Origin of the sequence: Burkholderia territorii, from assembly GCF_902833055.1 — a bacterium.
In the GTDB taxonomy this organism is placed as follows: domain Bacteria; phylum Pseudomonadota; class Gammaproteobacteria; order Burkholderiales; family Burkholderiaceae; genus Burkholderia; species Burkholderia territorii.
The window spans coordinates 95,324-109,443 of sequence record NZ_CADFEJ010000002.1; the positions used below are offsets into that span (position 1 = coordinate 95,324).

Sequence of the window (14,120 nt, forward strand, 5' to 3'; positions counted from 1 at the left end):
GATGACGCGATCAGACGCGCTCGATCGCGATCGCGATACCCTGGCCGACGCCGATGCACATCGTGCACAGCGCGAAGCGGCCGTTGGTGCGATGCAGCTGATACATCGCGGTCGTCACGAGCCGCGCGCCCGACGCGCCGAGCGGATGGCCGAGCGCGATCGCGCCGCCGTTCGGGTTCACGCGAGGATCGTCGTCGGCAACGCCCAGCATGCGCAGCACCGCGAGGCCCTGCGATGCAAACGCTTCGTTCAGCTCGATCACGTCGAACTGGTCGATCGTCATCCCGAGCCGCGCGAGCAGCTTCTGCGTGGCCGGCGCCGGGCCGATGCCCATCACGCGCGGCGCGACACCGGCCGTCGCGATGCCCAGCACGCGCGCACGCGGCGTCAGGCCGAAGCGCTTCGCGGCGGCTTCGTTCGCGAGCAGCAGCGCGGCGGCGCCATCGTTGACGCCCGACGCGTTGCCGGCCGTCACCGAGCCGTCCGGGCGCACGACGCCCTTCAGCTTCGCGAGCGCTTCGAGCGACGTTTCGCGCGGATGCTCGTCACGCGAAAAGACGACCGGATCGCCCTTCTTCTGCGGAATCGTGACGGGCACGATTTCCTCCGCGAGCGTGCCGTCCTGCTGTGCACGCGCGGCCTTCTGCTGGCTGCGCAGCGCGAACAGATCCTGGTCGGCGCGGCTGACGTTGTAGTCGACCGCGACGTTCTCGGCCGTCTCGGGCATCGAATCGACGCCGTGCAGCTGCTTCATCAGCGGATTGACGAAACGCCAGCCGATCGTCGTGTCGTAGATGTCGGCCTGGCGCGCGAACGCGCTGGCGGCCTTGCCCATCACGAACGGCGCGCGCGTCATGCTTTCGACGCCGCCGGCCACCATCAGCGCGGCCTCGCCCGACTTGATCGCGCGCGCGGCCACGCCGACCGCATCCATCCCGGAACCGCACAGGCGGTTGATCGTCGAACCCGGCACGCCTTCCGGCAGCCCCGCGAGCAGCGCGGACATGCGCGCGACGTTGCGGTTGTCCTCGCCTGCCTGGTTCGCGCAGCCGTAGATCACGTCGTCGATCGCCGTCCAGTCGACGTCGCGGTTGCGCTCGACAAGCGCCTTGAGCGGCACCGCGCCGAGGTCGTCGGCGCGCACGCCGGACAACGCGCCGCCGTAACGGCCGATCGGGGTACGAATCGCATCACACAGAAAAGCTTCGGTCATCAGTGTCTCCGGTCTCATGCAAGGCTGGGAAGAAGTTGGAACGCGCCCCTTGCATTGCCCGCCGGGATGCGCTTAAATGTTCTATATACGAACATAAGATCGTGTATCGAACGTTCAACGCATCATAGGGAGTGCGGGGACGACCTGTCAAGCGCCCGGTCGGCGGTGCGGTTGGCGTGTCAGGCCCCATGCGCTATCTTCTCGGCTGCACGACAATCCGACCGTTCATGACAACCGAAGACATCCAGACGAAACCGGGCGACTCCTATGTGCAGTCGTTCGCGCGCGGCCTCGCGGTGATCCGCGCATTCGATGCCGAGCGCCCGGAGCAGACGCTCACCGAAGTCGCCTCCGCCACCGGGCTCACGCGCGCCGGCGCGCGCCGGATCCTGCTGACGCTGCAGACGCTCGGCTACGTCGAGGCCGACGGCCGGCTGTTCCGGCTCACGCCGAAGATCCTCGAGCTCGGTTTCGCGTATCTCACCTCGATGCCGTTCTGGAATCTCGCCGATCCGGTGATGGAGCAGTTGTCCGCGCAGATCCACGAAAGCTGCTCGGCCGCCGTGCTCGATCGCACCGAGATCGTCTACGTGCTGCGCGTGCCCACCCACAAGATCATGACGATCAACCTGTCGATCGGCAGCCGCCTGCCCGCGTACTGCACGTCGATGGGCCGTGTGCTGCTTTCCGCGCTCGACGACGCGACGCTCGACGAGACGCTCGCGCAGAGCGGCATCCGCGCGCATACGCCGCGCACGATCACCGACATCGGCGAGCTGAAGGCGACGATCGCCCAGGTGCGCCAGCAAGGCTGGGCCGTGGTCGACCAGGAACTCGAAGTCGGCTTGATGTCGATCTCGGCGCCGATCCGCAACCGGCGCGGGCAGGTGATCGCCGCGATGAACATCAGCGGCAACGCACAACGGCACACCGCGAAGCAGATGGTGAAGGAGTTTCTCGGGCCGCTGCAGCAAGCCGCGCAGACGGTGTCGGAGCTGGTGGCGCGGCGCGGGTGAGAGCACACCGCGCCGCCCGATTTCGCGACGCGGCAAAGCCTCATCGGGCCAATGAAAACGAAACTGCACGGCGCCGCCCCGCCACCGTGCCCGCCGCTCATGCGCCGAGCAACATCCCCTTGCGCACCGGCACCGTCCCCGTCACGCGGCCGAGCGGCGCGCCTGCCGTCACGAAGCGGATCGCGCGGCGCATGTAGAACACGCCGTCGGTGCCGCTCGACACCGTCGTGATCGCGTCGGTCAGCGGATCGACGATGTCGAACAACGGATCGCCGGCACGAATCGTCGCGCCGACCGCCGCGCGGTGCACGAGAATCCCGCTCACCGGCGCGTAGAACTGCTCGCTGCCCGCAAGCGGCGTGGCCGGCGCGGCAAGCGGCGGCAGCGGCGTGCGCTCGCCGCGCACCGCACCGCACCACACCAGATAGGCGACGAGCGCGTCGGCGTCACGCGCCGCGTATTCATGCGTCACGTCGCGCTGGCCGCGGCATTCGACCGTCACGGCCACCGTGCCCGCCGCCATCGGCGTGCGTTCCGGCAGATGCTGCCGCAACTGCGTCCACATCAGGTGATGCGCATCGTCGAACGCGTGGCCGCCCGAATCCTCGGCGAGCAGCGACACCTGCGCGCCGAGATAGCGCGCGAGCGGCTCGACCTGCGGCCATGCCGTGTCGCTCGTGTACACGTGCATCACCGCTTCGAGCGAGCAATGCAGGTCGATCACGATGTCGGCGTCGTGCGACAGCTTCAGCAACGCAAGCTGCAACGCGTCGAATTCGGTGCGCGGCGCGATCTCGTCGAGCGCCGCGCCGACGCATTCGCGCACGATCGCGCGGTTGCGTTCCGGATCCGCGCCGAGCCGCCCGCGCGCCCGCGCGGCGATGTCGGCGAGCGGCAGGAAGCCGCGATTAAAATTGCGCCCGCTCGCGAGATCGAACCGCCCGATGAATTGGCCGAGCAGATGATGGTTCAGACCGACCGGGTTCGCGACCGGCACCAGCACGACCTCGGCCGCGAGCCGGCCGTCCGCTTCGAGCCGCGCGAGTCGCTGCTTGAGCGCGACGGCGGCCAGCATCGCGGGCGTCTCGTCCGCGTGCAGCGCGGCCTGCAGATAGATCTTGCGGCCGGCGTCGGCCGGCCCGAAATGAAAGCTCGTCAGCGTGCGCTGCGTGCCGATCGACGGCGACAGGAGCGGCGTGGTGCGAATCTGCATCGAGGGTCCCGAATGAAGGAGTGCGACGGAAACGGAGCGTGCGGCTCAGTCGCCGTACGGGTTGAAATCGAAGTACTGCTTTGCGATCCGTTCGTACGTGCCGTCCTTCAGCATCGATGCGATCGCGCCGTCGATCGCCGCCTTGAGCGCCGTGTCCGACTGGCGCATCCCGATGCCGACGCCGCGATCGCCGAGATCGAGCGGTGCGCCGACGAACGCGAAACCCTTGCCCTTCGGCTGGCGCAGGAATCCGTAGTCGGCTTCGACCGTGCCGAGCAGCGCGGCGTCGAGCCGGCCGTTGACGAGATCGGCGAACACGTCGTCCTGGCTCTTGTACGGCACCACGCCGACGCCGGCCGGCGCCCAGTGCGCGAGCGCCCACGATTCGAACTGCGTGCCCGACTGCACGCCGACGCGCTTGCCGGCCAGCGACGCGGGCGTGCTGCCGAGCCCGCGCTCGGGCCGCGCGACGAGCCGCGACTTGAAGCGGAACAGTTTCGACGAGAACAGGATCTGCTTCTCACGCTTCTCGGTGATCGCCATCGACGACAGGATCGCGTCGATCTTGCGCGCCTGCAGCGCGGGGATCATCCCGGAGAATTCGAGCTCGACCCACTGGCAGCGCAGCTGCGCGCGCCGGCAGATCTCGTTGCCGAGATCGACGTCGAAGCCCTTCAGGCTGCCGTCGGGCGCCTTCGCGTCCATCGGCGGATAGGTCGGATCGATGCCGAGGCGCACCACGTGCGCATCGAGCGCGTGCGCGCAGGGCGCCGCGAAACCGATGCACGCGACAGCGAGCGGAACGAGGAAGCGGCAAAAGCGTTGGAGGCGTGGCACGCGTTTCATGGTCGACGGATAGCAGGAAGTGGAACGACCGGCATGGGCCGGACTGCCTGCGATCGTAGTGCGCGCGCATCGCCGCCGGAATGCGCGGCTGTCTTATCATGATCGGTATTTCCGATCACCGGCCTCGCGCTCGACCATGGCGTTTACGCTGTCCCAGCTCCGCATCTTCCAGGCCGTCGTCGAACACGGCAGCCTGCGCGCCGCAGCCCGCGCGCTGGATCTCGCGCAGAGCGGCGTCACGCAGCAATTGCAGAGCCTCGAAGCGACGCTCGGCGCGACGCTGTTCACGCGCACCAATCGCGGGATCGTGCCGACGGCCGTCGGCCAGCGGCTGCTCGCGCGCTCGGGCGCGATCCTCGGCGAATGCGAGCAGGTCGAGCACGAGATTCGTCAGTTGAGCGGCGCCTACGAAGGCACGGTCACGCTGGGCCTCGTGACCGAACCGCTGATCGACGCGTTCGCGCCGGTGCTGACCTCATTCCGTGCGCGCTTCCCGAAGGTCGACGTGCACCTGCGCACCGGCACGTCGCGGATGATGATCGGCTGGCTGCGCGAGAACGCGGTGGATTTCGCGATCGCGCTGGTCGCGAAGCAGACCGACACGACCGATCTCGCGGTCACGCCGCTGCACGCATCGGCGCCGGTGATCGTGTGCCGCAGCAGCCATCCGCGGCAGCACGCGCAATCGCTTGCCGAGCTGGCCGACTACGCCTGGGTGTCGACGCGTTCGCCGAACCTGAGCGCCGATCCGGTCGTCAACCGGCTGCTCGCGTATTTCGACGCGCACGGTCAGCCCGCGCCGACCATCATCGCGACCGTCGAAGGGATGTTCGAAACGCTGCAGCTCGTCACGCAGACGGATTGCCTCGCGCTCGAATCCGAAGCCGTCACGCGACACGGCCCGTTCGCGGGCGCGCTCGCGAAGGTGCGCGTGCGCGAGCAGGCGGAATCGCAGGACGTCTGCCTGCTGCAGCGCGCGGCCGTGCCGTTGACGCCTGCCGCGCAGGAGCTGGCGACGATGCTCGCGTCGTACCTGAGGACCGTGCGCGGGCGGTGATCCGGGCGCGGATCGCCGCCCACGGCGGCGCACGTCAGTCCATCGATTCGCGCGCCGTCTCGCGCAGCATCGCCACCGCGATCAGCGACAGCACCACGCACGCCGCCACATAGCCGGCCGGCGCGAGCTTGCTGCCCGTCGTCTTCACGAGCCAGGTCGCGACCAGCTGCGCGGTGCCGCCGAAGATCGTCACCGCGAGCGCATACGCGATCGAGATGCCGGTCGCCCGCACGTGGCGCGGCAGCGATTCGCACATCAGCGCCATTTCGGATGCCGAACCGAGCGAATAGAACAGCAGCATCAGCGCGGTCAGCGGCAGGATCACCGACAGCGTCGGATGATGGTTCATCAGCCAGAACGCCGGGAACAGCAGCAGCACGAGCACGCCGCGCCCGACGAAGATCGGCATGCGCCGGCTGCCGACGCGGTCCGACAGCCATCCGAACAGCGGACACGTCACGAGCATCACGCAACCCGACGCGACGCCGACGAACATCGACAGCTTCATCGGCAACCCGAGCGTATGGATCGCATAGGTCGGCATGTAGAAGGTCAGGATGTAGGTCGACACCGTGCCGCCCATCACCGTCAGCATCAGCAGCAGCACGGTGCGCGCGTGCTGCGAGAACAGCTCGCGCAGCACGCCGCGCTCGATCCCGTGATGGCTGTCGCCGGGCGCATCGTCGGCGAGCCGGCGGCGCAGATACATGCCGACCGGCGCGATCAGCACGCCCACGAAAAACGGCAGGCGCCAGCCCCAGCCCTCGAGCGCGTCCTTCGTCAGCGTGTTCGACAGCAGCGCCGCGAAGCCCGAGCCCATCAGCGCCGCACCGCCCTGCGTCGCGAGCTGCCAGCTCGCGCGGAACGCGCGGTGCGACGTGCCGCCCTGCTCGATCAGCGTGGAGGTCGCCGCACCGAATTCGCCGCCCTGCGAGAAGCCCTGCATCAGCCGCGCGCAGACGACCAGCAGCGGCGCGGCCACGCCGACCTGCGCGTAGGTCGGCGCGATCGCGATCAACCCGGTGCCGAGCGCCATCAGCATGATCGTCAGGTTCAGCGCGGCCTTGCGGCCCTTGCGGTCCGCATAGACGCCGAGCACGACGCTGCCGAGCGGCCGCGTGAAGAAGCCGGCGGCGAACGTCGCGACCGACAGCAACAGCGACGTGGTCGGATCGCTCGACGGGAAGAACAGCTTGCCGATCAACACCGCGAAGAAGCCGTAGACGGTGAAATCGAAGAACTCCAGCCAGTTGCCGATCACGGCCGCGGCGATCGCGCCGCGCTTCGTGACGGCCGGCGCGCCGCGCGTCCCGGTTTCGGCGGCTCCCGTCGACGCGGGGTGCAGCGCGAGATGGTCTTTCTGCATCTTCGTCTCTCCTCTCAATGCGCCGGAAGCGCCGGCCGCGCGCCGCCAGGGTTACTGTCCGAGGTAACGCTCCACGAGACGCGTCCAGAACGCCGCGCCGATCGGCAGATTGCGATCGTTGAAGTCGTACTTCGGGTTGTGCACCATGCAGCCGTCCTCGCCTTCGCCATTGCCGAGGCGCACGAACGAGCCCGGCCGCTGCTGCAGCATGAACGCGAAATCCTCGCTGCCCATCAGCAGATCGGCCTGCTCGACCACATGCGCGTCGCCGACCAGCTCGCGCGCGACCTGCGCGGCGAAATCCGTTTCGGCATCCGTATTGACGACGACCGGATAGCCTTCGATGTACTCGACGTGCGCGGTCGCGCCGTAACTCGCCGCCTGCGACTCGGCGAGCTCGACGATGCGGCGCTTGAGCAGCGCGCGCACGTCGGGGCTGAACGAACGCACGCTGAGTTCGAGGCGCGCGCCGTTCGGGATCACGTTGTTCGCGGTGCCCGCATGCATCGATCCGACCGTGACGACCGCCGGCTGCGACGGATCGACGTTGCGCGCGACGATCGTCTGCAGCGCCATCACGATGCTCGCCGCGACGACCACCGGGTCGACCGTCAGGTGCGGCCGCGCCGCATGGCCGCCGACGCCCTCGATCGAGATGATCGCCTTGTCGCCGGCCGACATGAACGGCCCGCGCCGCGTGAGGAACACGCCCGGCGCCGCGCCCGGATGGTTGTGCATGCCGAACACCGCGTCGCACGGAAAGCGCTCGAACAGGCCGTCGTCGATCATCTTCTTCGCGCCGCTGTCAACGCCGTGCTCCTCCGCCGGCTGGAAATACAGATGCACGGTGCCGGAGAAGTTGCGCGTCTTCGCGAGGTGTTGCGCGGCGCCGAGCAGCATCGTCGTGTGGCCGTCGTGGCCGCATGCGTGCATCTTGCCGGGCGTGCCGCTCGCGTACGGAAGGCCCGTCGCCTCGACGATCGGCAGCGCGTCCATGTCCGCGCGGATGCCGATGCTGCGCGTGCCGTCGCCGACCCGCAGCGTGCCGACGACGCCCGTCTTGCCGACCCCGCGCGTCACCTGCCATCCCCATTGTTCGAGCTTGTCGGCGACGAGCGCGGCCGTGTCGTGCTCCTCGTATGCGAGCTCCGGGTGATGGTGAATGTGATGGCGAATCTCGCGCAGCCCGCCGGCGGCGGGCATCAGATCCTCGATTTCGGTGAATCGGACGTCGGTGGTCATCAAGCGGCTCCTGCTGATCGTCAGCGTGTCAGCCGCACGCGAACGGTTGCGTGCGGGAAAGCGAGCCACTATAGCGAGCCGATATCGGTTCAATAAGATGCGGAATTTTTCACCGCGATAAGGTTTGTTAATCAGGGTTTATACGGGCAGCGGAGGCCGGACGAGCCGCGATCGCCGCATTCAATAGATGGCTGGTTGATTTTCGAGACGAACGGTCTATTATTCGCGCATGGACGTTCGAACCAATCCGCCTCGCCGTCGCGGCAGGCCGCCGAAGCAGCACGAAGCGCTCGTCGCGACGCGCGACATGCTGTTGCGCACCGGGCTGGAAGTGCTCACCGAAAAAGGCTTCTCCGCCACCGGGCTCGACGAGATCCTCGGGCGGGCCGGTGTGCCGAAGGGCTCGTTCTATCACTACTTCGACAGCAAGGAGGCGTTCGGCCTCGAACTGATCGATCGCTACGCCGAGTTCTTCGCGCGCAAGCTCGACCGCCATTTCAGCCAGACGGAACGTTCTCCGCTCGCGTGCGTGCGCGCGTTCATCGACGACGCACGCGGCGCCATGGCGCGCTACGAATACGGCCGAGGCTGCCTGATCGGCAATCTCGGCCAGGAAATGGGCGCGCTGCCCGAAAGTTTTCGCGCGCGCCTGCGTGCGACGTTCGAGGACTGGCAGCGCCGTCTGGCCGACTGCCTGGCCGCGGCGCGGCAGGCAGGCGAGCTGGCGGACTCGGCCGATCCCGCGGCGCTGGCCGCGTTCTTCTGGATCGGCTGGGAAGGCGCCGTGCTGCGCGCGAAGCTCGAACGCAGCGACGCGCCGCTCGCGCTATTCGCGCAGTTTTTCTTCAATGGACTGCCCCGCCGCTGAGTTTTTTTGCCATTACCCAGACGATCTGGTCTGGAAAGGAGGACGGATGTTCCAGGGCATCGTGATCGACAAGGACGAAACCGGCCAGCACGCGCGGCTGCAGACGCTGGACGACGCGCAGTTGCCGGCCGGCAACGTGACGATCCGGGTCGGCTATTCGACGTTGAACTACAAGGACGGGCTCGCGATCACCGGCAAGAGCCCAGTCGTTCGCAAGTTTCCGATGGTGCCGGGGATCGACCTCGTCGGCGAGGTCGAGCACAGCACGCATCCGGATTACCGCGCGGGCGACCGCGTCGTGCTCAACGGCTGGGGCGTCGGCGAAATGCACTGGGGCGGGCTGGCGCAGAAGGCGCGCGTCGACGGCGACTGGCTGGTGCCGCTGCCGTCCGCGTTTTCGCCGCAACAGGCGATGGCCATCGGCACGGCCGGCTACACCGCGATGCTGTGCGTGATCGCGCTGGAGCGGCACGGCGTGCGCCCGGACGACGGCGAGATCGTCGTCACCGGCGCGGCAGGCGGCGTCGGCAGCGTCGCCACCGCAATCCTCGCGCGGCTCGGGTATCGCGTCGTCGCCGTGACCGGCCGCCCGGCCGACGCCGATTACCTGCGGCAACTCGGCGCCGCGGAGATCCTCGGCCGGTCGCAGTTCAGCGCACCGGGCAAGCCGCTCGGCAAGGAACGATGGGCGGGCGCGGTCGACGTGGCCGGCAGCCACGTGCTCGCGAACGTGTGTGCGACCACGCGCTATCGCGGTGTCGTGACGGCCTGCGGCCTGGCGGCCGGCATGGATTTCCCGGCTACCGTCGCGCCCTTCATCCTGCGCGGCGTGACGCTCGTCGGCATCGACAGCGTGATGTGCCCGCGCGCCGAGCGCCTGGAGGCGTGGCGCAGGCTCGCATCCGATCTCGATGTCGAGAAACTGGGCGCCATCGGCCACCAGGTCGGCCTGGCCGACGCCATTCCGCTCGCCGACGAACTGATCGGCGGCAAGGTGCGCGGCCGCATCATCGTGGACGTCAACGCATGACGCCGGCAACGGCAATCCATCGATTCGATCCAGGCCGGTGCCTCGTGCGCCGAGACCACCCGCGCCATTTCAATCAGGAAACCTCATGAACGCAGCAGACACCACGCCGGTCAGCCGCTTCCCCGTACCGGCACTCGACGACCTGTCCGACGACATTCGCGAGAGGATCGTGGCCGTCCAGGAAAAATCGGGCTTCATCCCGAACGTATTCCTCACGCTCGCGCATCGCCCGGACGAGTTCCGCGCGTTCATGGCATACCACGACGCGCTGATGGACAAGCCGGGCAACCTCACCAAGGCCGAACGCGAAATGATCGTCGTGGCCACCAGCAGCGTGAACCAGTGCCAGTATTGCGTGATCGCGCACGGCGCGATCCTGCGCATTCGCGCGAAGGATCCGCTGATCGCCGACCAGGTCGCGACCAACTATCGCAAGGCCGACATCACCGCTCGGCAGAAGGCGATGCTCGACTTCGCGATGAAGGTGTCGCAGACCGCGCATCTGGTAGGCGAAGCGGACTTCGACATGCTGAAATCGCACGGCTTCACCGACGAAGACGCGTGGGACATCGCGGCGATCGCGGCGTTCTTCGGGATGTCGAATCGCATCGCGAACGTGACGAACATGCGCCCCAACGCGGAGTTCTACGCGCTGGGGCGTTGAAGGCCGCAGGCGATGGCGACCGTTGTCGGCGACCGGGCGTGCATGCGCCTGGTCTTTCCTCGATCGCCGGACTTCGGCATCGGCGTTCGCATCGGCGGCCGTTGAGCCGCACGAGCCAACCAACGAAGCCCCGGCTCGCGGCTTACCCGACCTTCTTCAACGCCTGCAGCCCGTCCGGCAGCTTCGCGTCCGAGAACATCGTCGACAGCGTCGTGTCGCGCCACCGCGCCGCCTCGTCCGCACGCTGCGCTTCCGCCTGCTCGCACACGAGCAGCGCATCGCCGCCGAGCAGCAGGCGCATCGGCACGTCGTCGCGACGCGACAACTCGACGATCAGCGCCGCGATCCGCGCCGGATCGCCGACCTCGTGGCCGCCGTACGCGCCGAGCAATTCGAGCATCTTCCCGACCGACGGCTGATAGTCGGGCAGCAGGCCGTCCACGTCGCGCTTCGCCTGCGCTGCCCATTCGGTGCGCATCCCGCCCGGCTCCAGCGTGCAGACGCGTACGCCGAACGGCGCGACTTCCTTCGACAGCACGTCGCTGAATCCGCCGACCGCCCACTTCGCGGCCTGATACGCGGACAGGCCGGGCGTCGCCGTGCGCCCGCCGACCGACGACACCTGGAAGATGTGGCCCGCGCGCTGCGCCCGCATCGTCGGCAGCACCGCGCGCGTCAGGTTGACCACGCCGAACAGGTTCGTTTCGATCTGGTCGCGAAAGGCATCTGCGTCCATCTGCTCGAACGGCGCCGTATGGCCGTAGCCCGCGTTGTTCACCAGCACGTCGATGCGGCCGAACGCATCGCGGGCAGCCGCCACCGCATGCGCGGCTGCCGCCGCATCGGTCACGTCGAGTTCCACCGGCAGCAGCCGGTCGCCGTATCGTGCTTCCAGATCTGCGAGCCGCGCGGGATCGCGTGCACCGGCCACCAGACGATCGCCCGCCGCCAGCACCGCTTCCGCGATCGCGAGCCCCAGGCCGCGCGCGGCCCCTGTTACCAGCCAGACTTTCGACATTTTCCACTCCTCGACAAGGTTGAAACCATAAAATGAATGATTACTCACTCATTAATATGAGCGCTGACACGATTGATTTCGTCGTGCCTCGCCCTGCCTGAAACCGCCTGCGGCCGCGGCGGATGTGCCGGAATGGAACGTTCCGCGATCACCCACCTACCGTTCGGCCCGCCCGGCAGGCCATCAACTCATACCGCGTGCAACACCGCCCACAGCGCGCGAAATCCCGCTTCCCGGTACGCATCGGCCAGCGCGGGATCGCGCGCGATCGACTCCATCGCCGTCTCCGCGATCGACGTAAACAGCGCTGCCGAGAACGCATGCGCGTCGTCGGCCTTCAGCTCGCCCTTTGCGGCAACCTGCGCGCGCAGCAGCGAGCTGATCGCGCCGAATCCTTCGGCCCCGGCCGCGCGATGCGCGTCGTCGATGCGTCCGCTCACGCCGAGTTGCCGCAGCGCGCGGCGCCCGTCGGGATTCGCGACGCCCCACGACACGTAGCCGTTCCATGCATGCCGCATCGCCTGTTCGGCCGGCGCGTGCTCCGGAAACCCGGTCATCATCGCCTCGCGCATCCCGGCCTTCAGGCTCAGGTACAGCGCATTGAGCAGCGCATCCTTCGTCTCGAAATAGGTGAACACCGTGCCTTCCGCAACGCCGGCGAGCCGCGCGATGCGCGCGGTGGTCGCGCTCGCGCCGTCCTCCGCGAGCGCGCGGGCGGCGGCGGCGAGGATGGCATCGTGCTTGTCGGGACTGCGCGGTCGGGCCACGTTCGCTTCCTTTAATGAGTGAGCGCTCAATCATAATCTCGACATGCATGCGCTGCAAGCGCTGTTACAACGTGCGAACCCATACACGATCGATCAAAAGCGTGCACTATTAGCGTTTTCACGTACTGGCGCGCCAATGCACCGGCGCCCGGCGCTTCGCCGTTCGTTCCACGCTCACACCGCTAGACCGCGATCCACTCATGACGAATAAGCCCAACCAGACCGAAGCCGACCAGCCCGTCGACATGATCATCTTCGGCGGCGGCGGCGACTTGGCCGCCCGCAAGCTGTTGCCCGCGCTGTACATGGCGCACCTGCACTGCAACCTGCCGCCGGACACGCGCATCATCGCGGTGGGCCGGCGCGACTGGGGCATCGACGGCTATCGCAAGTTCATGGACGAGCAATCGCGCCCGTTCATCGACGACAAGGCGTTCGACGCCGACGCGTGGGGCCGTTTCCTCGACCTGTTCAAGTACGTGCTGATCGACGTGAACACGCCGGAAGACTACGCGCGGCTCGCCGAAGCGGCGCGCGGCGAGGCGATCCGCGTGTTCTACCTGTCGACGTCGCCGGAACTGTTCACGACGATTTGCGACAACCTGTCGGCCGCGCACCTCGTCGATGCGCGCTCGCGCGTCGTCCTCGAAAAGCCGCTCGGCCACGATCTCGCGTCGGCGCAGGCGATCAACGATGCGGTCGGCAAGCATTTCGCGGAATCGCAGATCTACCGGATCGACCATTACCTCGGCAAGGAAACCGTGCAGAACCTGATGGTGCTGCGCTTCGGCAATCCGATCTTCGGGCCGCTGTGGCAGGCGCCGAGCATCCGCAGCGTGCAGATCACGGTGGCGGAGACGGTCGGCGTGGGCAGCCGCGCGGGCTTCTACGACCATACCGGCGCGCTGCGCGACATGGTGCAGAACCACCTGCTGCAACTGCTGTGCATCGTCGCGATGGAGCCGCCCGTGTCGCTCGACCCGGACGCGGTGCGCGACGAGAAGCTGAAGGTGCTGCGCTCGCTGCGGCCGATGGCGCTGTCGGACGTCGCGCGCGACACGGTGCGCGGGCAATACACGGCCGGCGCGGTCGACGGCCAGCCGGTCAAGGGCTATCTCGAGGAAGACAACGTGCCGGCGGACAGCCACGCGGAAACCTTCGTCGCCCTGCGCGCGTACATCAACAACTGGCGCTGGGCGAACGTGCCGTTCTTCCTGCGCACCGGCAAGCGGCTGCAACGCCGCCAGTCGGAAATCGTGATCGAGTTCGCCGACATGCCGTTCTCGATCATCCCGAGCGGCCCGCGCCACTACAGCAACCGCCTCGTGATCCAGCTCCAGCCGGAGGAGTCGATCCAGCTGCAGATGCTCGCGAAGGAGCCGGGCAGCGGCATGAAGATGGTGCCCGTGAGCCTGAACCTCGACCTGCAGCAGGCGATTCCGGAGCGGCGCGCGGAGGCGTACGAGCGGCTGCTAATCGACGTGATCCGCGGGCGGCTCACGCACTTCATGCGCCGCGACGAGCTCGAGGCGGCGTGGTCGTGGGTCGAACCGATCCTCGACGGCTGGCAGCAGCTCGGCGATCGCCCGCGTCTCTACACCGCGGGCACGTTCGGGCCGGCGGCATCGTCGGCGCTGCTGGCGCGCGACAACATGTCGTGGTCCGAGGAAGCATAAGCACTGCACGACGGCGTGCCCGCGGCGCGGGCGCCGTGCGGCACGTCGGCTCGCGCCGGCGCGCACAGCCGGCCTCCCGTAGGCCGTAGCGGCCCGAAATCGGCCGCCCGCTGGCGGTCGCCCAACGGCGGTCCCCCGAAGGCG

Annotated in this window: 13 protein-coding genes; 6 read left to right on the plus strand and 7 right to left on the minus strand. The window is 68.0% G+C overall.

What is annotated here, in order from left to right:
- Positions 1 to 10 precede the first annotated feature (10 nt).
- Complete coding sequence (gene pcaF / locus HW466_RS05005) at positions 11 to 1,213, minus strand: 3-oxoadipyl-CoA thiolase (protein ID WP_059944701.1); 1,203 nt, start codon at positions 1,211 to 1,213, stop codon at positions 11 to 13.
- 227 nt (positions 1,214 to 1,440) lie between these two features.
- On the opposite strand from pcaF, the gene HW466_RS05010 reads away from it, so the two are divergent.
- A complete protein-coding gene (locus HW466_RS05010) occupies positions 1,441 to 2,229 on the plus strand; it encodes an IclR family transcriptional regulator (protein WP_059449010.1) in 789 nt (262 codons plus the stop codon).
- A 97-nt stretch (positions 2,230 to 2,326) separates the two neighbouring features.
- Here the strand turns inward: HW466_RS05010 and HW466_RS05015 are convergent, their stop codons facing one another.
- Both HW466_RS05015 and HW466_RS05020 read right to left on the minus strand, forming a co-directional pair.
- A complete protein-coding gene (locus HW466_RS05015) occupies positions 2,327 to 3,442 on the minus strand; it encodes a succinylglutamate desuccinylase/aspartoacylase family protein (RefSeq protein ID WP_059501569.1) in 1,116 nt (371 codons plus the stop codon).
- A gap of 45 nt (positions 3,443 to 3,487) precedes the next feature.
- A complete protein-coding gene (locus tag HW466_RS05020; protein ID WP_230939746.1) occupies positions 3,488 to 4,225 on the minus strand; it encodes a transporter substrate-binding domain-containing protein in 738 nt (245 codons plus the stop codon).
- A 199-nt stretch (positions 4,226 to 4,424) separates the two neighbouring features.
- Here HW466_RS05020 and HW466_RS05025 point away from each other — a divergent pair, with 199 nt between their 5' ends.
- Positions 4,425 to 5,345, plus strand: a complete 921-nt coding sequence (locus tag HW466_RS05025) for a LysR family transcriptional regulator (RefSeq protein ID WP_151004710.1) — start codon at positions 4,425 to 4,427, stop codon at positions 5,343 to 5,345.
- A gap of 34 nt (positions 5,346 to 5,379) precedes the next feature.
- On the opposite strand, the gene HW466_RS05030 is transcribed toward HW466_RS05025, so the two are convergent.
- Together HW466_RS05030 and HW466_RS05035 are read right to left on the minus strand one after the other, a co-directional pair.
- Positions 5,380 to 6,711 (minus strand): MFS transporter, encoded by a 1,332-nt coding sequence (locus HW466_RS05030; protein WP_059977485.1) that lies wholly within the window; start codon positions 6,709 to 6,711, stop codon positions 5,380 to 5,382.
- A gap of 51 nt (positions 6,712 to 6,762) precedes the next feature.
- Positions 6,763 to 7,953 carry a M20 aminoacylase family protein gene (locus HW466_RS05035; RefSeq protein ID WP_059501560.1) on the minus strand — a complete coding sequence of 397 codons (1,191 nt, stop codon included), beginning with the start codon at positions 7,951 to 7,953 and terminating at the stop codon, positions 6,763 to 6,765.
- 229 nt (positions 7,954 to 8,182) lie between these two features.
- Here HW466_RS05035 and acuR point away from each other — a divergent pair, with 229 nt between their 5' ends.
- The 3 genes from acuR (at position 8,183) to HW466_RS05050 (ending at position 10,515) form a co-directional block, all read left to right on the plus strand.
- On the plus strand, positions 8,183 to 8,821 hold the full coding sequence (gene acuR / locus HW466_RS05040) for an acrylate utilization transcriptional regulator AcuR (protein ID WP_151004708.1): 639 nt from the start codon (positions 8,183 to 8,185) through the stop codon (positions 8,819 to 8,821).
- A 46-nt stretch (positions 8,822 to 8,867) separates the two neighbouring features.
- Positions 8,868 to 9,851 (plus strand): acrylyl-CoA reductase (NADPH), encoded by a 984-nt coding sequence (acuI, locus tag HW466_RS05045; RefSeq protein ID WP_151004706.1) that lies wholly within the window; start codon positions 8,868 to 8,870, stop codon positions 9,849 to 9,851.
- 85 nt (positions 9,852 to 9,936) lie between these two features.
- Positions 9,937 to 10,515, plus strand: a complete 579-nt coding sequence (locus HW466_RS05050) for a peroxidase-related enzyme (RefSeq protein ID WP_151004704.1) — start codon at positions 9,937 to 9,939, stop codon at positions 10,513 to 10,515.
- 142 nt (positions 10,516 to 10,657) lie between these two features.
- Here HW466_RS05050 and HW466_RS05055 read toward each other — a convergent pair whose 3' ends face one another.
- Positions 10,658 to 11,533, minus strand: a complete 876-nt coding sequence (locus HW466_RS05055; protein ID WP_151004702.1) for an SDR family NAD(P)-dependent oxidoreductase — start codon at positions 11,531 to 11,533, stop codon at positions 10,658 to 10,660.
- Positions 11,534 to 11,721: 188 nt separating this feature from the next.
- On the minus strand, positions 11,722 to 12,300 hold the full coding sequence (locus tag HW466_RS05060) for a TetR/AcrR family transcriptional regulator (protein WP_059944696.1): 579 nt from the start codon (positions 12,298 to 12,300) through the stop codon (positions 11,722 to 11,724).
- 200 nt (positions 12,301 to 12,500) lie between these two features.
- Between HW466_RS05060 and zwf the strand changes: the two genes are divergently transcribed.
- The gene (zwf, locus tag HW466_RS05065; protein ID WP_059501548.1) at positions 12,501 to 13,976 is read left to right on the plus strand and encodes a glucose-6-phosphate dehydrogenase; all 1,476 of its coding nucleotides are present in this window, start codon (positions 12,501 to 12,503) and stop codon (positions 13,974 to 13,976) included.
- Positions 13,977 to 14,120: the final 144 nt, after the last annotated feature.